Origin of the sequence: Pseudomonas sp. Hp2, assembly GCF_006386585.1 — a bacterium.
GTDB lineage: Bacteria > Pseudomonadota > Gammaproteobacteria > Xanthomonadales > Xanthomonadaceae > Pseudomonas_S > Pseudomonas_S boreopolis.
Genome location: NZ_VAHJ01000004.1, coordinates 220,740 through 242,879, shown reverse-complemented (window position 1 = coordinate 242,879; position 22,140 = coordinate 220,740). Strand labels below are relative to the sequence as shown.

At 70.0% G+C, this 22,140-nt stretch carries 12 protein-coding genes; 2 read left to right on the top strand and 10 right to left on the bottom strand.

From position 1 onward, the window contains the following. Window positions 1-7 precede the first annotated feature (7 nt). The 9 genes from FD678_RS14085 to FD678_RS14045 form a co-directional block, all read right to left on the bottom strand. Entirely contained in the window at window positions 8-2,290 is a 2,283-nt protein-coding gene (locus FD678_RS14085) for a TonB-dependent receptor (protein WP_140724794.1), read from the bottom strand. Between the two features lie 135 nt (window positions 2,291-2,425). Beyond that, window positions 2,426-3,064, bottom strand: coding sequence for a DUF6766 family protein (locus tag FD678_RS14080; protein WP_140724791.1), 639 nt, complete (start codon window positions 3,062-3,064; stop codon window positions 2,426-2,428). Window positions 3,065-3,202: 138 nt separating this feature from the next. Then, complete coding sequence (locus FD678_RS20255) at window positions 3,203-3,622, bottom strand: DUF4431 domain-containing protein (protein ID WP_177497806.1); 420 nt, start codon at window positions 3,620-3,622, stop codon at window positions 3,203-3,205. A 758-nt stretch (window positions 3,623-4,380) separates the two neighbouring features. Continuing rightward, a complete protein-coding gene (locus FD678_RS14070) occupies window positions 4,381-8,157 on the bottom strand; it encodes a LamG domain-containing protein (RefSeq protein ID WP_218569734.1) in 3,777 nt (1,258 codons plus the stop codon). Between the two features lie 283 nt (window positions 8,158-8,440). Beyond that, entirely contained in the window at window positions 8,441-9,487 is a 1,047-nt protein-coding gene (gene pelA / locus FD678_RS14065) for a pectate lyase (RefSeq protein ID WP_218569733.1), read from the bottom strand. Then, entirely contained in the window at window positions 9,484-10,503 is a 1,020-nt protein-coding gene (locus FD678_RS14060; RefSeq protein ID WP_218569732.1) for a pectinesterase family protein, read from the bottom strand. Before FD678_RS14060 ends, pelA begins: the two co-directional genes overlap by 4 nt. A gap of 113 nt (window positions 10,504-10,616) precedes the next feature. Continuing rightward, on the bottom strand, window positions 10,617-12,749 hold the full coding sequence (locus FD678_RS14055; RefSeq protein ID WP_218569731.1) for a pectate lyase family protein: 2,133 nt from the start codon (window positions 12,747-12,749) through the stop codon (window positions 10,617-10,619). 227 nt (window positions 12,750-12,976) lie between these two features. Beyond that, a complete protein-coding gene (locus FD678_RS14050) occupies window positions 12,977-16,165 on the bottom strand; it encodes a TonB-dependent receptor (RefSeq protein WP_140724781.1) in 3,189 nt (1,062 codons plus the stop codon). Between the two features lie 182 nt (window positions 16,166-16,347). Further along, window positions 16,348-19,113 (bottom strand): TonB-dependent receptor, encoded by a 2,766-nt coding sequence (locus FD678_RS14045; protein ID WP_177497804.1) that lies wholly within the window; start codon window positions 19,111-19,113, stop codon window positions 16,348-16,350. A gap of 21 nt (window positions 19,114-19,134) precedes the next feature. Between FD678_RS14045 and FD678_RS14040 the strand changes: the two genes are divergently transcribed. After that, entirely contained in the window at window positions 19,135-19,332 is a 198-nt protein-coding gene (locus FD678_RS14040; RefSeq protein WP_140724778.1) for a hypothetical protein, read from the top strand. Between the two features lie 70 nt (window positions 19,333-19,402). Continuing rightward, window positions 19,403-20,425 (top strand): sugar kinase, encoded by a 1,023-nt coding sequence (locus FD678_RS14035; protein ID WP_140724775.1) that lies wholly within the window; start codon window positions 19,403-19,405, stop codon window positions 20,423-20,425. A 3-nt stretch (window positions 20,426-20,428) separates the two neighbouring features. On the opposite strand, the gene FD678_RS14030 is transcribed toward FD678_RS14035, so the two are convergent. Further along, window positions 20,429-22,081, bottom strand: coding sequence for an amidase (locus FD678_RS14030; RefSeq protein ID WP_140724772.1), 1,653 nt, complete (start codon window positions 22,079-22,081; stop codon window positions 20,429-20,431). Between the last annotated feature and the right edge of the window lie 59 nt (window positions 22,082-22,140).

Here is a 22,140-nt window from a genome sequence, read left to right as displayed (position 1 = left end):
GGCAGGCTCACCAACGATAATCAAAACCGATCCCGACCACGCGCGGCGCGCCGACGATGCCGTTGGGCTCGCTGCCCCAGCGGTACTGGACGTAGCCGCGGTCGAACAGGTTGCTGGCGAACAGGTAGGCGCTCCAGTCCAGGTTCTCGTAGCCGAACCGGGCGTTGACCAGCAGGCGCGAGGACAGCACCGGGGCATCGTCGCCGACGTCGGTGCGCACCCGGTCGCGCCAGTTGGCGTTGAGGTTGGCCAGCCAGCCCTCGCCCCAGCGCCAGTTGGCGCCCGCCGCCACGGTCCAGCGCGGGGCGTAGACGAACTCGCTGCCGCTGTAGTCGGTGTCCAGCGACGCGCCGTCGGGCAGCACGAACTCGTCGTAGCGCGTGCGCGAGAAGCCCAGCGAGGCATAGGCGTCGAAGCGTTCGCTGGCGCGCCAGGCGCTCTCGACCTCGAAGCCGTACAGGTGCGCGCGGCCGGCGTTGACGGTGTGGTAGTCGTAGCCGTTCAGGCCGAAGCGCGCCAGCGCCTGCTTGTCCTTCCAGTCGATGTAGTAGGCGTTGGCGTTGAAGGTGAGCCGGTCGTCCAGCCATTGCGTGCGCAGGGCCAGCTCGTAGTTCCAGGTGTATTCCGGGTCGAACGCGAACACCTGGCTGCGCGCGACGTTGAAGCTGGAACCGCCGGAGCGGTAGCCGCGCTGCACGGTCAGCGCCAGCGAGCGGTTCGCGTCCCAGGACCAGCGCAGGCCCGCCTTGGGCAGGAACGCCTGGAAATCGCGGCTGCTCGACGGGGTATGCCCGCCGCTGGCCTGCGCCACCAGCCCGAGCACCGCCTGGTTGATGCCGGCCGCGGCCCGGTACAGCGCCGTGCCCGGCGCGCCGAACGCGGCCGGATCGGGCAGCGTGCCGACGAAGGTCGCCAGCGTGTCGCTGGAGAAGGTGTATTCCTGGCGGTCGTAGCGGAACCCCGCCAGCAGCGCCAGGCGCCCGCCGAGCGCGTATTCGCCATCGGTGAAGAAGGCCAGGTTGTCCGAGCGGCTGGGCGAGTCGCTGAGGTAGTCCACCGGGATCGCCGGCAGCGCCTGCGCGTAGCGCCCGGCCAGCTGCGCGGCGGCGGCGGCCGGGAAACCGGCACCCTGCAGCACGCCGGCGATGGTGCCCACGGGGGTATCGATGTTGGCGCGGCTGAGCTGGCGCCGCGCCATGTCGCGGCGCGAGCCGTACACGCCGACCAGGCCCTTCAGGCGCGGCCCGGCATAGCGCAGGCGCAGTTCCTGCGAACGCGAGCGGTAGCGCTCCTCGACATCGCCGTAGTCGCGGTTCTCGGCGGTGAGGTCGCCGTCGAAGTGGCGCCTCGCCTCGGTGTCGGTCCACGAGGTCACCGACGACAGCGACCACGGCCCGCCGAAGTCGTAGTCCACCTCGAGGTTGGCGACCTGCGACAGCGCGTCGGTGGTGTTGGGATCGTCGGACAGGTTGACCGGGTCGTGCAGGGGATCGGGCAGGTCCAGGCGGCTGTACACGTACATGTACGGGCCCTGCCGGTCGTCGCGGGTATAGCCCAGGCGCGCGGTCAGGCCGGGCAGGACCTTGGGCGTCCACAGCAGCTTGGCGCGCGCCATGGTCGAGTCCAGCGCGTCCTCGCGCGCGTTGCGGGTGGCGTTGCGCACGTAGCCGTCGAAGTCGCGGTCCTCCACCGCCACCCGGAAGGCGAGTTCGTCGTCCACCAGCGGGCCGCCGCCGGCAAAGGCCAGGCGGCGGTCGGAGGGATCGGAGAGCAGCGCGCGGGCGCGGCCGCTCCAGTCGAAGGTCGGGTCCTCGGTGCGGATGACGATCGCGCCGGCCAGCGCGTTCTCGCCCTGGATCGTGGACTGCGGGCCGCGGAACACCTCCACCTGGGCGATGTCCCACAGGTTGGTGGGGCCGGCATCGCTGACCTGGCTGGGCAGCGCGGCGCCGTCCAGGTAGGTGGTGGCCAGCGGATTGGCGGCGCCGGCCTCGTCGGCGATGCCGCGCAGGGTGAAGCCGCGCGCGCCGTACATCGGGGAGACGTTGGCGGTGCGCCCGATCACGTCGGCGAGGTTGCGCAGAGTCTCCTGCTCGATCCGCGCGGAGGTGGTCACCGCCACGCTGCTGGTGGTGTCCTGCAGCGAGCGGGCGTTCTTCTCGCCGGTGACGACGACGCGGTCGAGCGTGGCCGCATCGGCCGGCGGCGCGGCGACATCGGCCGCGCGCGAGGGGGCGGCCGCCAGCAGTCCGGCGATGGTGGCGGCGAGCACCGTGGGGGTGGCGCGCATGCGAATCTCTCCGTGGCATCGGAACGAAGAGGCATGGCGGCGGCTGTGCCCGTGCAGCTGCCCTCCCCGGGCAGCGTTCAAGCGGCGCAATCTAGCAGACCGCGCCCGCTCCGGCCAGCGGGCGCGGCAGGCGCGCTAGTCGCCGGTCTGGCTGTGCGGCGCGGCGACCGGCTTGGACTGCGGCGAGTCCTTCTGGCGCAACCAGATCGTCAGCACCACCAGCGACAGCACCGCGAGGAATTCGCTCTGCCAGTTCTGGAACGACTCGAACCAGAATTCGCTGCCGGACAGGTGGTACCAGAGGCTGACCGGCGACTCGCCCTTCAGCGCGCGCTCCTCCAGCTCGTGGCGCCAGCTGCCGCACAGGTGCAGCACGAAGCTCATCGCGAACAGCAGCCCGAACGCGATCGCCAGCGAGTTGCCGTACAGCCAGAGCCAGAGGCCGCCCTTGCGCACCGGCCACGGCGCCGGGCCGGGATCGACGCGGTTCTGCTCCTGCGCCGGATCGAGCGGCCGCGACTCGGCCGATCCGGCCTGGCGCAGCTTCACCGCCAGCAGCACGTACATGCCCATCTGCAGGAACTCGCTTTCCCAGTTCTCGAACATGGCCGAGACGAAATGCGGCGAATGCAGGTAGGCCAGCAGCGTCACCACCGGCAGCCCATGCTCGATGCGCTCGTCGTTGTAGACCTGCAGGCCGGCCAGCGCCTGGCCGGCGATGAAGAGAATGGTGAGGGCCAGCAGCACCAGCGACAGGCCGTTTCGTTTCCACATGGCGATGTCCTCCTGCCGCAGGCGACGCGCATGCGCCGCCCGCCAAGCATCCTCGTCGCCCTCCGTACCGCGCGGACGACGCAACGTGGGACGGACACTAGCCCGCCGCAGGACAAGACGCCGTGAGCGTCGCCCGCGTCAATCGCCGTCGATGGCGTCCACCTTCAGCAGCACCGGCGCGTGGTGGTGCCCGGTGGAGGCCTCGAGCAGCGTGCCGGTCAGCCGCACCGTCTGGCCGATCTCGCTGGCCAGGTGCGCGTACTGCGCCTGGTCGAGCACCAACTGCAGCTCGCCCACGCCGTCGTGCGCCTGCTGCTGCGTCTTCGCCGACGCCGCCACGCACATCGCGGACGGCAGGCGCAGGTAGTAGCCGGTCTCCGGCTGGTCGCCCTGCTTCACGTCCTCGAAATCCGGCGCACCGGGGAAGGTCTTGCGCTCCAAGGTGCCGGACAGCGTGACCTTGAGCGGCCCATAGGGCAGGCAGGAACGCGCCAGGGCCGGGGTCGAGATGGCCAGCGTGGCGACGGCGAGCAACAACGGCAGGAGCGGCGCTTTCATCGGAGGACTCGGGCAGGTCGGGCCGCGCAAGCTTAGCCCCTTGGTGCGCCGAATATATGGCGGCTCTGTTTCAGGGTTAATCGGTTCCTGTGGGAGCCATGGAGCGCGCAGGTTGCAGTGCTGTTGCTGTTGCTCGCGATCTTGCTTTGGATCGGGTAACGCCTCTTCGCGCGGCGGCGCGGCGGCGCGCCAACCTCCACGGCCCACGAATATCACTGCGGCGCGGGGCCCTCCGAAGCGGCGGAGGCGATGGGAACACCCGAAGGGCGACGTGCATGAGCTCGCCGGAAAAAGGCGAAGCACCGCTTCGCCCCGGCGGGCGGGCATTCGCCGCGCGGCGAATGCCCCGGACTCGGCCGCGTAGCGGACGAGCCCCGTCGAAAAATCCCGCCGGCTCCGCGGACCCGCAGCAAAGCTGCGGGCGCGAAGGCGGGGTGTGCTTGATCAGCCATGACCAGCCATTCGGCTGTTGTGAAGCGCTTCGGCTGCTGTGAAGCGCTTCTTTTGGTTACTTTTCTTTGCACAAGCAAAGAAAAGTGACTCGCCGAAGGCGAAAGCTTCGGCCTTTATTGCCAAAGGCCCCAAAAGCAAAAGCAACGTCCCTGGATGATCAGCCGTTCGGCTGCTGAAAAGCGCCTCCCGCCTTCGCGGGAATGACGGTAGAAAAGTCCCTGGATCCCCGCCTTCGCGGGGATGACGGTAGGGAGATCACGTGAAGCCGTGAGATGGCGTGGGAAGGAAACACACATCCCACCCCATCAAGGCACCAACCGCACCCGATTGTTCGCCTGCGTCACCTCCACCACCTCCCCCTCCGCCCGCACCACCACCTGCAACTCGTCGCGGCGCATCCCCGCCGGCATCGACAAGCGCACCGTCGCCGTCCTCGGCTGCAGGTCCGCGGGCGCGGCCAGCGCCGGGAGCGCCGCGCGCGCCAGCTCGCGGCCCCGCGCATCCTCCAGCACCACCATGCCGGCCGGCGCATCGACATGGCCGAGGCTGTGCACCGTCACCTCGACCGCGTCGCCATCGATGCGCACGTCGCCGCGGCCGATGCCCAGGTCGGGCCGCAACTCCACCGGGACGGCGGCGGCGGCGACCCGCTCCATCTCGATCACCGTGCCCTGGCGCGGCGCGAACTCCACCGGCACCGAGCCGCTGCGCTCGAACGCCACCTCGCGCTCCTGCGCGCGACCGTCGATGCGCCCGTCGCCATCGCGGTCCGCGCCGATGCGCATCCGCCAGCGGCCCGGCTGCACGTTCCAGCCGGTCATCGTCGCCTTCTGCGCCTTGGCGCCGGTGTTGAAGGCGATCACGCTGAAGCGGTCCGCGCGCGGCTTCGGCAGCAGCAGCGCCACCTGCACGGCCCCTTCCGGATCGTCGAAGCGCCAGCTCACCGTGTGCCCCGGGTAGGTCTGGTTGCGCTTGAGCGCCACGCCGCCCAGGCGCGCGCGCTGCAGGTTCACCGTCGGCGATTCGACCCGGTCGCTCCACCAATGGCCTTCGGTGTTCATGTAGAAGTTCTGCAGCTTCTCGCGGGTCTCGGCGCGGAACAGCGCCTCCAGCCAGCGCGTGTCGCCGCTGTTCTCCCAGGCGACGTAGTGCGGGAAGTCCGGCGCGCCCTCGCCCTTGGCCGCCGCCTGCGCCAGCTGCGCGCCCCAGCTGTCGCGCTTGCCGAGCAGGTCGAGGAAGTTCTCGTTGAGGTTGGACAGCCCGTTCGGCCCGCTGCCGGCCACCCGGTAGTCGAACACCTTCAGGTAGCGCGCATCGCCGGTCCAGCGCCACGCCGCCCAGAACGTGTGCAGCGTGTCGGCGCCGCCGCTGCCCTGCCACAGCTCGCCGCCGCGCACCGCGCCGGTCTTCCAGTTGATCTCGTTCGGCAGGACCCAGCGGCCCTTGGCGTCGGTATGGGCATGGGCGAGATAGCCTTCGGCCAGCCCGGTGACGATGCGGCGTGCGTTCGGGTCGGCGTTGTAGCCGCCGAGCAGCAGCGCCGGGTGCAGGATCGGGAACGAGTACGGCTTCTGCCACTGCCAGTTCGGCTCGCGGTAGACCTTGCGCCCGCCGAACCAGTTGCTGGCGAACAGCAGGTGGCCCTGCGGATTGACCTGGATGATGCGGTCGAACGCCTTCACCGTGCGCATCGCGCGCTCGACCACCGCGGGATCGCCCCAGTTGAGGTAGAGCAGCGCGCTGTTGAGGTTGATGCCCTCCTCGTAGGCATGCAGCTCGTCGGTCTCGATGGTGGACAGCCCGTCGGTGAACATGCCGTTGCGGTAGTTGGCGTCCGACAGCGCCCACAGCGAGGCATTGAGCTTGTCCGGGTCGACGCCCATCAGCGCCACGCCCGGCCATTGCTGCACCAGGTCCGAGTCGTCGGAGATGCCGCCGCCGAAATCGCCGTAATCCACTTGGCGCTGGTCGATCCACCAGTTGATGTAGCGGCGCGTGGCCTTGAGGTCCTCCAGCTGCCAGAACGCCCAGGCCGGCACGCCCTTGGGCACGTCCGGCAGCGCCACCGGCAGCGGCGACTGGTTGCCGTAGCTGATGTCGTTCCAGTACTGGCGGCCGAGCGCGTGGTCGGGGTCGACGCGCAGCAGGTCGTGGATGTCGCGGTCCAGGCGCGCGTACAGGCGCTGGCGCTGCGAGGTGGTGTGCTCCTCGACCAGGAAGCCCCAGTTGTCCTTGACCTGGTTGAAGCGGTCGGCGACGTGCTCGATCTTGGCTTCCGCACGCGGCTTGAACACCAGCCGGATGCGCGCCCCGTCGAGCGCGGCGCGATCGAAGCCCGGCGCGGCCGAGGCGATCGACAGCATCAGGCTGTCGTCGCCGAGGATGCGGTCGCGCAGGTCCAGCCACAGCGTGCGCGCCTGCTTCGGCGCCACCGAGACCGACACGTCGATCATGTCGCGCGCCGGCCAGACCGGGTCCTTGACCCGGATGTTCAGCGGGATCAGCCCGTCCTGCACCGCCGGCAGGTCCAGCGCCGGCAGGTCGATGGCGATGCCGTCCAGGCCGTCGTACATGTTCTCCCAGCCATAGGCCCAGCTGCGCATCAGCGGCTGGTCGGGCGGCGGGTCGCCGAGCGTGGACGGCACCAGCACGTGCACCACCGGCATGTGCGCCCCGGACGCGGACGGCGGCGCGTCGCCGCGCTTGCGCGCCGGCGCCTTGGCCGGCAGCGCGACCACGGTGTCGCGCTCGCCTTCCGGATAACGCCCGGCGATGTAGTCGCGCAGCGGCGCGAGGTTGGCGTAGTCCGGGGCGACGTCGCTGCGCACGGTGTAGTCGAGCGTGGCGGTGCCGGCCGGGACCTCGCCGGCGCCGACGTGGTAGGCCCAGATCTCCTGGATCGGGGTTTCCTGCTCGGTGTTGCTGAAGCGCAGCGTGCCGCCGCGGCGCTCGGCGAACTGGTCCACGCTGCGCACCACGCCCTGCTTGCGCTCGAACAGCGGCTGCGGCGGAGCCTTGCCGTCGCCGTAGCTCGCCTGGCCGAAGGCCGCGCCGCGGATCTCGATGCGGTTGAACGGCTCGTCGGGCAAGGCGAGATCGAGCGCCTTGCCGCCTTCGACGTAGACGTTCCAGTCCGGCAGCTGGAAGTAATCGTCGCGCCCGGGCAGGCGCGAGCGGTTGTAGACGCCGGGCCAGGTGGTCTCGGCGATGCCGTCGGTGGCCTTCCACATCCACTGCTTGAGGTCCTTGGCGTCGGCGAACTCGACCTTGCGGATGCGCGTGACCGCATCGGTCAGCGCCGGCGGCGCCTTGTCCTGGTCCCAACCATGGCGATGCAGCCAGGCGCGGCGTTCGCCGGCCGCGTCGCGCGCCTCGGCGCCGGCCGGTTCGCGCAGCTGCGCCAGCGCGGCCACGCCGGCCGCGTCGAGCATGCGGTCGTAGATGCGGATCTCGTCGAAGTCGCTGCCGCGCAGGAAGTTGTAGCGGCTCTGCACCTGGTGCGGCGACATCACCCGGCCGGCCAGCCCGAACTGGTCGAGGGCGGCGTCGAAATCCAAGGATGCGCGCCCCGCGCAAGGACCCGCACATCCCCGTGCGGACTCCTCGATGCCCTGCCGCGCCACTTCGCGGCCATCGACGAACAAACGCACGCCGCGGGTCTCGTCCCAGCCGAAGGCCAGGTGCGTCCACGCATCGGCGGCGGGGGGGGTGTCGAGCTTGAACGACACGCGCGTGCGCGCCAGGTTGGCGTCGGTGACGAAGGCGTCGAAGCCGTGGCCGTTCCAGTCGATGCGCAGCCAGGCCATGTCCCAGCTGGTGTGGTCGGCGTAGCCGACGCGGAAGATCACGAACGGCGCCTCGCCCACCGGGTAGCGCGCGCGCCAGAAGAACGCGAGCGTGCCGCGCTGGGCGTAGAGGTTGCCGGGCGCGTTCCAGGCCAGCACGCCGTCGTCGGCCCACTCGATCGCCTTGCCCGAGCGCCCGTTGTCGACCAGCGCGACCTTGTCGCGGAAATTGGGGACCGGATCGCCGGCGGCCACGTCGGCATCGAACCCCTTGTCGGCCGTCGCCTGGAACAGCAACCGGGGCGCCTCCGCCGCACCGGCCGCGCCCGCCAACAGTCCCAGCAGTCCCAGGAGCGCGGACGGCAGAAACGTTCGAGGCGAGCAGCCCGCCGCGCGCGGTCGGTTTCGTGGCGGTTCGCCGGCCTGCAGCAGCGCCACCGGCCAAGAGGCGGCGCAAGAACGAACCGCATCGGCGGGCTTCGCAGCCCGGACGGCTCCCGCCGTCCACGCTCCCAGCCAGCGCCCCCACTTCACCACCCTTCCCGATCGCACCACGCCTGCTTCCTCCACTTTCGGTCCACTACCGCCGCGCCGCCGGCGCGCCGTCCTCCGGTTCCGCCATGCCGGCGTGCCGTGCGCGCCAGCGTGGCCAATCATGTTCCAGCAATTTCTGCGGCCAGGTCCCGTACCAGGCATACCCGGCGCGGCGCTCCGGCGACATCCGGCCGAAGTCGGTGAACGCGCTGCCGTCGCGGTCGCCGAACAGCGGCTGCTGGCGCTGCAGGTCGTAGAAGCGCGCCCACAGCGATGCGCCCGGCGCCGGCTCGACCACCCGGTCCGGCCCGGCCGGGGTCTCGATGCGGCGCGTGGCCAGGTCCGGCAGCCGGTGGCGCTGGAACCAGCGCACCGCCGCCTCGATCGCCGCCTTCGTGCGGGGCGAGGGCGCGCGCTGGCGCATCAGCAGCCGCACCACGCCCACCGACTCGGACGTGGCCAGCGCGGCCGGCTCGAATGCACGCGCCTTGGCCGGCTGCAGGGTGTGCTCGTCGTACTGCGCCGCCCAGATGGTGAGTTCGCCGTCGATCGTCACCTGCGTGGCCAGCACGCACGCCAGCCCGCGCGCCAGCGCGGCCCCGGCACGCGCGCCGAACTCGTCGTGCAACGCCGCCAGCGCGCCCTTGGATTCGACGATGTCCTGCAGCAGGTCCAGTACCCGTGTCATCGCGTCGTCGTTGAAGGTGACCAGGTGGCGGTACGACGAATGGTCCGGATGGAACTGCGGCCAGCCGCCGTTCGGGTACTGCGCCGCCAGCAGGTACTCCACGCCGCGCCGCGCGCCGTCGAGGTAGCGCGCGTCGCGCTCGCGCGCATAGGCCTCGGCCAGGTAGGCGATCTCGGTGGTGGTCGCCTTGTTGTCGATGGTCGCCTCGTCCGGGCGCGCCGGATCGCGCAGCGCGGCGCGCTCGGCGGCGTCGAACGCATGGCCGTAGTCCACCGCCTTGCCCTGGTAGTGCTTGGACCAGCCGCCCGACGGCGTCTGCAGCAGCAGCATGTTGTCGGCGACGGCATCGGCCGCCGCGCCGCCCGGCCATGCCAGCCATGCCGCCAGCCACACCAGGCGCCTCACGGGAACGGCCTCCAGCTGCCGAGCAGGTGCGCCGCGTCCAGCTGCGCCGCCTCCGCGGCCGAAAGCAGGCGTGCCCAGGCCACCCGCCGCGAGGTGTCCGCGCCGGGGCCGCGGTTGCCGTGCTCGCCGAACCGGGCGGTGACGTGCGTCTCCGGCTTGTCCCAGTCGTGCCAGCCGGCCGGCAGGACGTGCGCGCCGAGCTCGCTGCCGACGAACGCGACCTGCGCGTACGGCCGCCACGGCCGGCCGAGATAGACCCGCGACACGCCGTTGGCCGCGGTCAGGCGCACGTTGCGGAACACCAGTCCCGCGCGGGCCGTGTCCGGGGTGGAGGCGGCGGTGACGTAGCCATCGCCGATCGAACGGATCTCGCCGCCCTCGAACAGCCCGGTGCCGGCGCCGAAGATGAAATCCACCGTGCCCTCGACATGGCAATCGCGGAAGTACGCCAGGCCGGTGCCGCGCAGGTACAGCGTGTCCTGGTGGCCGAGGAAGCGCACGTCGCGGAACGCCATGCGGTCGCCGTCCAGGCGCACCGCCACCGCCTGGCCGACCGGGCCGGCGTCGTTGCCGAAGGCCAGCTTCTCGGCGGTGAAGTCGTTGCCGGCGATCACCACGCTGGCCGAGCCGGAGGTGCCGAACGGCTGGCCGGTGGCCGGGTCGATCCTGGCGGCGTAGTTGTCGAACACGATCCGCGTCAGCGTCGCGCTGGCGCCGACCATGTGCAGCGGCGGCGCGTTCGACGGCACGTTCACGCGCTCGCGGTAATCGCCGGCGGCGATGCGGATCTCGGTGGGCCGCTGCGCGCGCACCGCGGCGTCGACCGCCTCCTGCACGCGCGCGAAATCGCCGCCGGACGCCGCCACCCTCAGGACCTGCCATCCCTCGGCGGCCTGCGCCGGGATCGCGGCCAACGCCGTCCACGCCAGCATCGCCCAACCCGCCCGGCGCCGCCGCGCCCGGGCCATGCGGTTGCGCCCGTGCAGGGCCTGCGCCTTTTCTTCCGTCGTGACCATCGCGCTCGCTCCATCATGCGGAAGGAACCCCGAATCGCCCCAGGGTTCCAGGACCAGGGAGGCTCCGGTCGACGGGCGCCGCACGAGGGCGACACCCCTGGCGAACCATGCCCTCACTGGCAGCTTCCGGGCGCGGCCGCGATGATCGCGGCCCGGCCTGCGGTGTCCGGCGACACGAACGGCGCCATGCCGCCCTTGCCGGCGGTGGCCAGCACGTACTTCAGCAGGTCGGTGCCGGCCGGCAGGCGGTTGGCGTTGATCAGGTCCCTGGACAGGTCATCGTAGCCGGCGAGCATGTCCGGCGTGGCGCCGTAGGCGAAGTTCAGGTCGCCCGGCGTGCCCAGCGGCTGGCACGCGGCGTTCGCGCCCCACACGTAGCTGCGCGCCACGTCGATGCTGCCGCCGGTGTAGTCGCGGATCAGGTTCGCCACCCAGTAGGCCATGTCGTCGCCTTTGCCGTTGGCGAGGTTGTTGAGGAACATGTTGTCCTCGAAGGCGATGCGGCCGCCGACGCGGATGCTGAGCAGGTCCTTGCGATAGCCGTAGAACACGTTGTTGAACATGTGCGACTGGCCGCGGCGCAGCAGCGGCACCCGGCGCAGGCCGTTGTAGGCGCTCTCGGCGTAGTGTTCGTCGGTGGTCACGTACAGGTTGTCGTGCACGGTGGTGGTGATCTTGCTGCTGACCGTCTCGCTGTCGCTCGAGCCGTGCAGGGAGGCGCGCTTGACGTTGACCAGCTTGTTGAACGACACGGTGATGTCGTGCGCGCCGACCTTGACGTCGTAGGCCGAGTCGCCGGTGTGCTCGAACGTGTTCTGGTGGATCCAGATGTCGTGCGATTCGCCGGTGGAGCGGATCATGTCCGGGTCGAGGTCGTGGTCCTCGATGTGCCCGGCGCCGACGAAGCGGTTGTTGGTGATGATCACGTTCTGCGAGGCGTGCGTGCTGGCGCTGTTGCTGTCGGCGCCGATCTTGAAGCCGTTGAAGAAGAAGTACGCCTTGCTGCCGCGGCCGTCGATGGTCGTGTTCGAGTCGATCATCTTCAGCTTGAGCGCGTTCAGGCTGCTGTTGTTGAGCCGGCTGTTGAAGAACGTGTTCTCGCAGGTCTCGCCGGCGGCCACGCCGCGGTTGGCGCACCACACGCGGTGGTCGCGGCATTCGGCGGTGGTGGCGTTGTCGAGCGCGGCGAGCACGCTCGGGTCGCTGCAGCCCAGCCGGTACATGGCCAGCTCGGTGTCGGCGGCGAAGTCGCGCTTGTCGAACACGATCCACTTGTAGTCCTGGGTGCTGATCGCATCGAGGATCTGCTGCTCCGGCGAGGTCGTGCCGTTCTTGGTGATCACCACCAAGCGGCTGCCGCCGGCCGGATCGTAGCCGCCGGTCGCCTTGTAGCCGAACCCCACCGCCGCGCCGAGCGAGTCGGCCAGGCACGCGACGATGGCCTGGTCGGTGGTCAGCACCGGCGATTCGCGCCAGTTCATCTCCGGGTCGTTGACCAGGGTCTGGCAGGCGGTCTGCGTGCCGGTGCCGCCCCCGCCGCCGCTGGGCGAGGAGATCACCACGCTGGCGGCGTTGGAGTCGTAGCCGGTGCCGTTGCCGTCGGTGGCGCGGACCCAGTAGTAGTAGGTTCCCGGCGCCAGCCCCGCATCGGTGTGGCCGCTGCCGCTCACGCCGGTGGCGATGCTGACCCGCCCGCTCGGGTTGGAATCGGTATCGCGGAAGACCTGCTGGCTGGCCGCGGTGCCGCCGGCGACCGACCAGCTCAGCACCGCGCTGGTGCCGGACGCGGAGGCGTTGAGCGACACGCTCAGCGGCGCCGGCGTGGGCGTGCCGCCGCCTGCATAGGTCTCGAATTCGGCCACCGCCGGCGTGGCCGACGAACCGGTGATCTCGAAGTTGATCTTGGTCAGCGCGACCGGCGCGAAGCCGATCGTGCCCGCGCCGGAGCCGGTGGCCAGCACCGCGCCGGTGTCGTTGTTGACCAGCCGCCAGCTGCCGATGCGGCCTTCATGGCCGGCCGGTTCGCGGATCACCACCGTGCCGACCGTGGTCGCCGCGCCCCACTTCACCGAGACGCGGCCGGTCGAGCCGCCGGGCGACCACCAGGTGCCCGGGTTGCCGTCGGCCACGTTGCCGTAGCTGGTGCCGCTGGCCTTGCTCGACCCGTCGGCCGAGGCGCCCAGGCTGAGGTTGGCGCCGCTCTGCGCCTGGGCGGATCCCGCCGCCACGGTTCCCGCGATTGCCACTGCCATTGCCAACAGACAACGCGATGCACATGACCTCATATCCATAAATCCCTCCGAAGTATGGTTGAGCCGGAACCGTGCCTCCAGGCGACTTCCGCTCCACGTCCCGTGGAGCGCCCCCGTACCTGCGCGCCGCGTCCCGGCGCGCAAGCCGCCTCCGTGCGGAGACGGCCTTCGCCGGCGCAACCCCGCCGCTCCGGCAGCGAGGGATGGCGCCGGCGGGTCGATCAGAACTTGTAGCGCGCTCCCAGGTAGTACTGGCGCCCGGTGACGGTGTACTTGTCGGGCAGCTCCAGGGTGGAATCGACGTAGCGGCGGTCGGCCGTGTCGAGCAGGTTGGTGGCCTCGAAGGTGACCGTCAGCTTCTTGGTGACCCGGTAGGACATGTTGAAGTCCACGTTCTCGACGCTGTACTTGCCGGTCACGTCCGCCGTGGCCAGCTTGTTGCCGTCCAGGTCCCACACGTCCTCCTGCGAGAGGATGTTGTTGATGTAGCCGTCGCGGTAGCTGGTGGACACGCGCGCGCTGAACTTGCCGTCGTCGTAGTACAGCGTGGCGTTGTACGAGTGCGGCGACAGGTTCAGCAGGTCCTTCTCGGTCACCGAGGTGGTGATGGTGGTGTTGCCGTTGCCCGCGGTGCTGAACAGGTACTTGATCTTGGAATCGACCTGCGTGTAGTTCAGCTGGATGCCGAAGTTGCGCCAGAACCCGGGCAGGAAGTCGAAGGCCTGCTGGTAGGTCAGCTCGAAGCCCTTGAGCGGGCCGCCGGGCGTGTTGAAGTAGCTCTGCACGTTGAAGATCGTGTCCGGCGTGAAGCCGACCGGCAGCAGGTCCAGCGAGTAGCCCATCCCTTCCCAGGTGGTCAGCATGCGCGTGCGCTGCACGTAGCTGTCGATGTCCTTGTAGAACACCGCGGCGGACACCAGCGAGCCCGGCCGGAAGTACCATTCCGCGCTGAGGTCGTAGTTGGTGGAACGGTACGGGTCGAGCTTGGGGTTGCCCAGGTTGATCGAGTAGTAGCGGCCGTCGTCGAAGTACTGGGTCGGGCCGCCGCTCATGCTCGGCGACAGGTAGGCCAGGGTCGGGCGCGCCATCGTCTTGGCCGCGCCGAAGCGCAGCACCACGTCGTCGGCGACGTCCCAGGACAGGTTGAGCGAGGGCAGCACGTCCTTGTACGAGTGGGTGACCGCGCTGCGCGCGAGCCAGCGGTCGCCCGCCGCGTCGGTGGCGCTGGCCACGCCGAAGAACGGCTCGCAGGCGGCCGAGCGGTTCTCCGCGCTGCTGGCCTGGCAGGGTGTGTAGCCCGAGGCGGTGATCTGCGTGTCCACGTAGCGCACGCCGAGGTTGCCGCGCAGCGGCCGGCCGAGGAAGTCGGTGTTGAAGTCCAGCTGCAGGTACGTGGCCAGGCTCTTCTCGTTGACCTCGAAGTTGTTGTTGGACGAGCCGTAGTGGCCGATGCCGGCCAGGCGGTAGTCGCCGCCGGGCACGCCGGTGTCGCAGTTGCAGTAGATGTTCAGCAATTCGGCGACCTTGCCGAAGTCCGGCACCAGCCAGCTGCGGGGCACGCCGTCGAGGCTGCTGCCGAAGCCGCCGAGCGTGGTGCTGAGGTCGCCGACCGTCACCCCCTCGGGCAGGCTCTGCGCGAGCCGGCCGTAGGCGATGTGCCGGTACTCCTGCGTGTCCATGTCGTAGTTCTTGTACGCCCCGCCGAAGCGGAGGGTGAAGGTCGGGTTGAGGTTGAACTCCAGGTCCACCTTGGCCGTGTCGAAGGCGTTGTTGACGTAGCTCGGGTTGAGCCGGACCTCGCTGATGTTGGTGCCGCGCGCGGTGCCGTTGGCGTTGACCGGCACCGCGCCGTAGCCGAGCCAGGCCCAGTTGCCGGGGTTGGACATGTCGAACGGGAACGTCATCGACGGGTAGTCGCCGCCGTTGCGCATGTCCAGCACGAACCCGTCGAGGTTGGTGTTGTCGAAGCTCACCATCGAGTACACCGGCCGCTCGTAGTCGGACTGCGAGTGCCCGACGACGGCGTTGAGCCGCACCGCGTCGTTGAAGCGGTGTTCCAGGTCCAGGCTGAACTGCTTGAACTCGGTGGTCTCGTCGATCATGCTCGACTCGGTGCGGAAATCGACATTGTCGAACACCCCGTACACCAGCCGGTTCTGGTCGTCGACCTGCGCCTCGCGCACCACGATCTGGGTCTTGCCGCCGAGGTTGGCGGTGCGGTGCAGGTTGGCGCCGACCGAGTCCTCGCGCACCGTCTTGTCGAACTTGGAGTACAGCATGTCCAGGTTGAGCCGGGTGTCGTCGCTCACCTTGAACTGCACCGAGCCGGTCACGCCCAGCCGCTCCAGCTCGTGCTCGGTGCGCACGTAGCGCGGATAGCGTGGGATCCACGCGTTGGTGGCGGTCTCGTAGGCCTCGATGTTCTCCGGCGTGTTGGCCGGGCGGTCGATGCCGGTGCCGCAATGGGTGGCGTCGATGCCGTAGCTGCCCCAGCCGTTGTTGCGGGCCTGGTTGGCGGCCGAGCCGACCCCGGCCGGCGTCTCGTTGGACAGCGGGTTGCGCGGCGTCTGCGGGTCGTAGCCGACCGGGCTGCAGAAGCCGTAGGTGCCGTTGTTGCTGGCGGTGGACTGGTTGGAGTTGCGGTAGTTGCCGTGCTCCCAGCGCACCGGGTTGTAGCCTTCCTCGCGCAGGTGTCGCTTGTTGTAGGACACCGACATCAGCGCGCCGATGCGCCCGTCCGCCCAGATGTTGCTGACCAGCGCCGACACGCGCGGGTCCTTCTTCTCGGACAGGTCGTTGTAGCCGTACTGCACCGAGCCGGCGGCCTGGAAGCCGTCGAAGTCGAACGGGCGCGAGCCGCGCAGGTCGACCGTCGCGCCCAGCGAGCCCTCGTCCATCTGCGCCGACTGGGTCTTGTTGATCTTGACCCGGCTGAACAGCTCGGAGGCGAAGGTATTGAAGTCGAAGCCGCGGCTGCGGTTGACGCCGTCGGTGCCGCTGCCGGCGGTGGCCAGCGCCTCCAGGCCGTTGATGCGCACGCGCGTGAAGTCCGAGCCCAGGCCGCGCACCGAGATCTGCTTGCCCTCGCCGCCGTCGCGGTCGATCGCCACGCCGGCGATGCGCTGCATCGACTCGGCCAGGTTGAGGTCGGGGAACTTGCCGATGTCCTCGGCGAAGATCGCGTCCACCTGCTCGACGCTGTAGCGCTTCTCGTCCAGCGACTGCTGCAGGCTCTCGCGGTAGCTGGCCTTGACCTCGACGCGGTCGAGGTCCTGCACCTCCTGCTCGGTCCTGGACACGGGCTCCTGGGCGGTGGCAGGCGCGGCCGCCAGCTGCAGGGCCGCGGCGATGGACAGCGAAAGCAGGGTGAACGCGGCGGGCACGGGGGCGCGCGGCATGGATACGGTCATCGATGTCTCTCCCTAGGACGCGCTGGCGGACCGGCCCTTCCATCCCCCTGGGCGTTGCCCGCCTTGGCGCATGTCAATGAAATCCGGACAGAGGTCCGGCAAGGGCCGTGCCGCATCGCGGCCGGCCGGAGCGTCCGCCGGCGCGCGGGGCCGGCGGACGGAAGGCTCGCGTGGAGCGGTACTCAGAACTTGTAGCGGAAGCCCAGCAGGTACTGGCGGCCGGTCTCGCTGTACTGCAGCGGCAACTCCCATCCCGAGCCGACCCACTCGTCGGACGCCTCGTTGGTGAGGTTGATGCCCTCCAGGCTCAGCTCGATGCGGTCGTCGATCTTCCAGCTCAGCGACGCGTCGACGGTGTTGACCGCGCTCATGCCGTGCACGTCGAAGCCGGCCTCGGTGGCGGGCACCTGGGTCAGGTACTTGTCGCGGTGGGTGTAGGACACGCGGCCGCTGAACTTCTTGCCTTCGTAGAACAGCGTGCCGTTGTAGGAGTTCTTCGACAGGCCGGTCAGGTCGGTGTTGAGCGAGTTTGCGCCGCTGGTGGTCAGGTACTGGATCTTCGAATCGACGTAGGTGTAGTTCACCTGCAGGCCGAGGTTGCTCCACTTGCCCGGCAGGAAGGTGAAGGGCTGGGTGTAGTTGACCTCCACGCCCTTCAGGTCGCCGCCGGGCGTGTTGAGCGGGACGCTGAAGGTGAAGTCGTCGTTGGCGCCCGCGCCGGTGCCCTCGAGCAGGCTCAGCGGCAGGCCGCTGGCCGAGTACGGCATCACGGTGCGCGCGGTCTGCACGAAGCTCTCGATGTCCTTGTAGAACAGCGCCAGCCCCAGCATCGCGCCTTCCTGGAAGTACCACTCGAAGCCCAGGTCGGCGGTCTTGGCGCGGATCGGGTCCAGGTTGGGGTTGCCGCCGCTGATGGTGCGCGCGCCGCCGGAGACGTTGACGGTCACGCCCGGGGTCAGGCTGCCCAGGCCCGGGCGCGCCATCACCTTGGCCGCGCCGAAGCGGACCAGGAAGTCGGGCGTGATCTCCGCGACCAGGTTCAGCGAGGGCAGGGTGTCGTCGTACTCGCGCTCGACCGTCGTGTTCACCGGCGAGCCGCTGACGGTGGCGTAGCCGGTCGAGGACTGCTTGGTCTTGACGTAGCGCACGCCCAGGTTGCCGGAGAACGGGATCGAGCCGATGTCGAAGGAGAACTCGCCCATCAACCAGGCGCCGCGATCCTTCTCCTCCACGCTGCGCGTGTTCACCGCGCGCTCGGCCAGGGCGAAGGTGCCGCTGTTGCTGTAGATGTCCAGCGCATCGGCGATGGCGTTCAGGTCGGGGATCACCCAGCTGTTGGGAGAACCGGTGATGCCCTCCAGGGTGGCGATCTCGGTATAGCCTGCCGGCACGGTCTTGGTGCCGTCGGCGAAGTTCGGCACGGTGACCTCCGAGGCCCGCCGGAATTCCTTGGTGCCGAACTTGTAGTTCTTGGCCAGCACGCCGCCCTTCAGGGTGAAGTTCGGGCCGAAGTTCCAGTCGAAGTCCAGGCTGGCGGTGTCGAAGTCGTTGTCGACGTACTGCGGGCGCAGGCGGATCTCGGCCAGCGTCCAGCCGTTCGGGTCGGTGGGGCTGATGCCGTAGTCGAACGCCGGGAAGCGGCTGTCGCCACGATAGTCGTAGCTGTAGCCGTCCACGTTGTACTTGTCCATGATGACCGTGGTCTGGATCGGGTTCTCGTGCTTGGACTTCGAGGTGCCGACCTGGCCGTTGATCTTGAACGTGTCGCTGAAGCGGTGCTCGCCGCTGAGCCCGATCTGCTTGAACACGGTGTTCCACTCGTCGTAGCGCTGTTCGGAGCGGATGTCGACGTTGTCGAACTCGCCGTACAGGAGCGCGCCGGTCGACGGATCGACATAGCCGTCCTTGACGATCATCTCCGGCTTGCCGTTCTGCGAGCGGCCGCGGCTGAAGCTGATCGCCTCGATGTACTTCTCGGTGCGCTTGGCGTCGATCTTGGAGTACAGCGCGTCCAGCGAGAGCTCGGTGTCGTCGCTGACCTTCCACTGCAGCGAGCCGGTGACGCCCAGCCGCTTCTGGTCGTGCTCCATCAGCGTGTAGCGCGGGAAGCGCGGGCTGAACACGTCCGCGCTGTTGGCCTGCGAGAACGGCGAGGACGGGTTGAAGCCGTTGTTGGCCGGGCCGTTGGCCCAGCGCCCGCTGTTGCTGCCTTCCTCGAGCAGCTGGCGCTCGGAGTAGGCCACCGACAGCAGGCCGCCGAAGGTGCCGTCCGCCCAGGTGTTGGCCACAAGCGCGGCCACGCGCGGGTCGGCCTTCTGCGACATGTCGTTGTAGCTGGCCTGGCCGCTGGCGGCGAAGGTGAAGCCGTCGTAGTCGAACGGGCGCGCGGTACGCAGGTCGACGGTGGCGCCGAGCGAGCCTTCCTCGACGTCGGCCGAGGCGGTCTTGCGCACGATCAGCTGCGAGAACAGGTCCGAGGCGAACACGTTGAAGTCGAAGCCGCGGCTGCGGTTGGAGCCGCCGCTCTGGTCCGAACCGCCCACCGTGGTCAGCGTCTCCATGCCGTTGATGCGCACGCGGGTGAAGTCCGGGCCCAGGCCGCGCACCGAGATGTTGCGGCCCTCGCCGGCATCGCGGGTGATCACCACGCCGGGGATGCGCTGCAGCGACTCGGCCAGGTTGAGGTCGGGGAAGTTGGCGATGTCCTCGGCCACGATGGCGTCGACCATGCCCTTCTCGGCGCGCTTGATGTCCAGCGCCTTCTCGACGCTGGCGCGGTAGCCGGTCACGACGATGGTGTCGAGGTCGGTGGGATCCTGGGCCGCGGGCGCCGCGCCGGCCGGCGTGGCGGCGTCCTGGGCGAAAGCGTGGCCGGCCTGCAGGGCCAGGCCGATCGAGAGCGCGAGCAAGGTAACCGGTGTCTTCCGGCGATGACTACGAGATTGCATGTCCTCCCCTCCCAAGGGCACATGAACTACGCTGATATCCAGGCTGGTCTGCAGCGGATGACACCGCTGGTCAAAACGACGGTAGCAGGTGAAGAACGTGGTCACATCTTGCAGCGCAGCAGGAAATCCCCCCGAATCAGCGACTTGTCCCGCGACAGTCCCGGCGACAATACCTTCCGCGGGGGCTTGCCGGACGCCGGAGGGGCGCGGATAGAATGACACCGATGGCCAATCACTCGCGACGGGTCCCCACCTCGTTTCGCGCCCCGACAACGAGGAAACGCAACGCATGACCCCGCACCGCATCGTCTGTTTCGGCGAACTGCTGCTGCGGCTGGGGGCCCCGGGCCACCAGCTGTTGCTGCAAACGCCCAGCCTGGAAGTCCACGCCGGTGGCGCCGAGGCCAACGTCGGCGTGTCGCTGGCGCACTTCGGCCATGCCGTGTCGATGGCCAGCACCGTGGCCGACAATCCGCTGGGCGCCTACGTCGCCGGCGAGTTGCGCCGGCATGGCGTCGATACCCGGCACGTGCGCCGCACCGAGGGCCGCATGGGCCTGTACTTCCTGACCACCGGCGCGGTCCACCGGCCCAGCGAGGTGGTCTACGACCGCGCCGACTCGGCCTTCGCGCTGGCCGACCCGGCCGGCTACGACTGGCGCGGCCTGCTGCAGGGCGCGCACTGGCTGCACCTGTCCGGCGTCAGCCCGGCGCTGGGCGACAACGTCGCGCAGGCCACGCTGGCGGCGGCCCGCACCGCGCGCGAACTGGGCGTGCGCGTGTCGTTCGACGGCAACTACCGGCCCAAGCTGTGGCAGCGCTGGGGCGGCGACGCGGCCGGGATCCTGCGCCAGCTGTTCGCCTGCGCCGACATCGTGTTCGCCGACCATCGCGACATCGGCGTGGTGCTGGGCGGGCGGTTCGAGCAGGACGATCCGCGCGAGCGCGTGCGCGCCGCCGCGCGGCAGGCGTTCGAGGCGTTCCCGCAGCTGCGCTGGATGGCCTGCACCCAGCGCACCGCGCACAACGTCGACCACCACGCGCTGGGGGCGATGCTGCTGCAGCGCGACGGCGGCGAAGCCGTGGCGCCGGAGGAACAGCTGGTCCCGATCGTCGACCGCATCGGCGGCGGCGATGCGTTCGCGGCCGGCATCCTGCACGGGCTGATCGAGGGCTGGGACATGCAGGCCACGGTGCGCTTCGGCCTGGCCGCGGGTTGCCTGAAACACTCGGTTCCCGGCGATTTCAACCCGGTATCGGTGGCCGAGGTGCAGGCGCTGGTCGGGGAAGGCCGCTACGACGTGCGGCGCTAGGCGCTAGGGACGCTGCGGGGACGCGCGCGATCCCTGCGTCGTCGTTTCCTGCGCCGGCCCGGCATACGTGAAGCGATCGCCGGCAAGCGGCGGCGTTTGCGCCGGCTGGCGCAGCGCATGCGTCTTCTGTTCGAACGCGAACCCGTAGCCGAGCAGGCGGGACTCGCTGGAGGCGGGCCCGAGGAAGGAGATGCCCACGGGCAGGCCTTCCGGCGTGGCGCCCGCCGGCACGGTCAGCTCGGGCCAGCCGGCCAGGCTGGCCAGGACCGGGCCATGGTTGCCGAACAGCCCGCGCGAATTCCGCGCCGGCGCTTCCCCGATGCGGTTGATGCGCATGGTCTGGGTCGGATAGACGATCGCGTCGAGCCGGTTCTGGACCAGGACGGCACGCATGGACGCCCTGACGAACTGCAATCCCTCGCGCACGGCGGCCTGGTAGTAGGCATCGGTCGACGCGGGCGCCCGGGCTTCGTCGCGGTAGCCGTCCAGCCGCCCGGGGTTGGGCGTGGCGCCCGCGGGCGGTGCGGCGTTGAGGGCCTCGCTCATCGCCAGGATCTGCGCATGGCTGCGCGGGAACCCCGGCGGGAACGATGCCGCCAGGTATGCATCGAGCGAGGGCGCGGACTCGGTCCGCACGATGATCGACTGCAGGTCGCCCGCGAGGCGGGGCAGCCAGAACGGCAGCTCGACGTCGACCACCGTGGCGCCGGCGGCCTCGAGCTGGGCGAGGGCGTCGCCCATGACCGCGTCCACGGCGGGATCGTCGCCGGAGAAGTCGCGGCGTGGGAAGCCGATGCGGGCCCCGCGCAAGGCGTCCGCGCGGAGGCCGGGCAGGGTGCCGGTGGGCGTCGGCCCGTTCCCGTCGCCCGCGCCATCGGTTCCTTCCAGCACAGCGAACACGAGCGCGGCGTCCGCCACCGAGCGGGCCATGGTGCCCACGGTGTCCAGCGTCGGCGCGTTCGGCTGGATGCCGGCGTAGCTGAGCGCCCCCGTGCTCGGGCGCAGGCCGACCACGCCGTTGGTCGCCGCCGGCCAGCGCGCCGAACCGGTGGTGTCGGTGGCGATGCCGACCGGGGCGTATCCCGCGGCCACGCCGACCGCCGTCCCGTTGGAAGAACCGGCCGGGCTGTAGGCGGGATCGTGCGGATTGCGCGTCTGCCCGCCCAGCGAGCTCAGCGGCGGCCCGGAGGCCAGTTCGCTCAGGTTCGCCTTGGCCAGGATGATCGCGCCCGCTTTACGCAACCGCGCGACCACCGTGGCATCGGCCTTGGGAATGGCGCCCTTCAGGCCGTAGAAACCGAGCGTGGTCGGCAGGTCGCGCGTGTTGATGTTGTCCTTCACCAGGACCGGGATGCCGTGCAGCGGCGAGCGGCGTCCCTGGCTGCGCCGCTCGGCGTCGAGCATGCGCGCCTGCTCGAGCGCGTGCGGGTTGAGGCCGATGATCGCGTGCAGGTGCGGGTCGTAGGCGCGGATCCGCGCCAGCGACAACTGCACCAGCCGTTCGGACGTCAGCGCCCCGCTGTCGATCGCGCGGTTGATGTCGGCGATGCTGGCCGTCTCGAGATCGAACGCGGTCTGCGCACGGCCGGGCGCGGCGATGCACGCCAGCGACAGGAGCGCTGCCAATGTCGTCGCGGAACCGCGGCGGAGCTGCATGGGGACGACCTCGCTGGCGCTGTCTCCGGCCGATCGCCTTCGCTCGTGGCGCCGCGGCG

What these genes read in the sequence shown, in the direction of transcription:
- FD678_RS14040 (WP_140724778.1), top strand. Translation starts at nt 19,135, where the DNA reads ATGAACTACGCTGATATCCAGGCTGGTCTGCAGCGGATGACACCGCTG.
- FD678_RS14060 (WP_218569732.1), bottom strand. Translation starts at nt 10,503, where the DNA reads ATGGTCACGACGGAAGAAAAGGCGCAGGCCCTGCACGGGCGCAACCGC.
- FD678_RS20255 (WP_177497806.1), bottom strand. Translation starts at nt 3,622, where the DNA reads ATGAAAGCGCCGCTCCTGCCGTTGTTGCTCGCCGTCGCCACGCTGGCC.
- FD678_RS14045 (WP_177497804.1), bottom strand. Translation starts at nt 19,113, where the DNA reads ATGCAATCTCGTAGTCATCGCCGGAAGACACCGGTTACCTTGCTCGCG.
- FD678_RS14050 (WP_140724781.1), bottom strand. Translation starts at nt 16,165, where the DNA reads ATGACCGTATCCATGCCGCGCGCCCCCGTGCCCGCCGCGTTCACCCTG.
- FD678_RS14080 (WP_140724791.1), bottom strand. Translation starts at nt 3,064, where the DNA reads ATGTGGAAACGAAACGGCCTGTCGCTGGTGCTGCTGGCCCTCACCATT.
- FD678_RS14030 (WP_140724772.1), bottom strand. Translation starts at nt 22,081, where the DNA reads ATGCAGCTCCGCCGCGGTTCCGCGACGACATTGGCAGCGCTCCTGTCG.
- FD678_RS14085 (WP_140724794.1), bottom strand. Translation starts at nt 2,290, where the DNA reads ATGCGCGCCACCCCCACGGTGCTCGCCGCCACCATCGCCGGACTGCTG.
- FD678_RS14035 (WP_140724775.1), top strand. Translation starts at nt 19,403, where the DNA reads ATGACCCCGCACCGCATCGTCTGTTTCGGCGAACTGCTGCTGCGGCTG.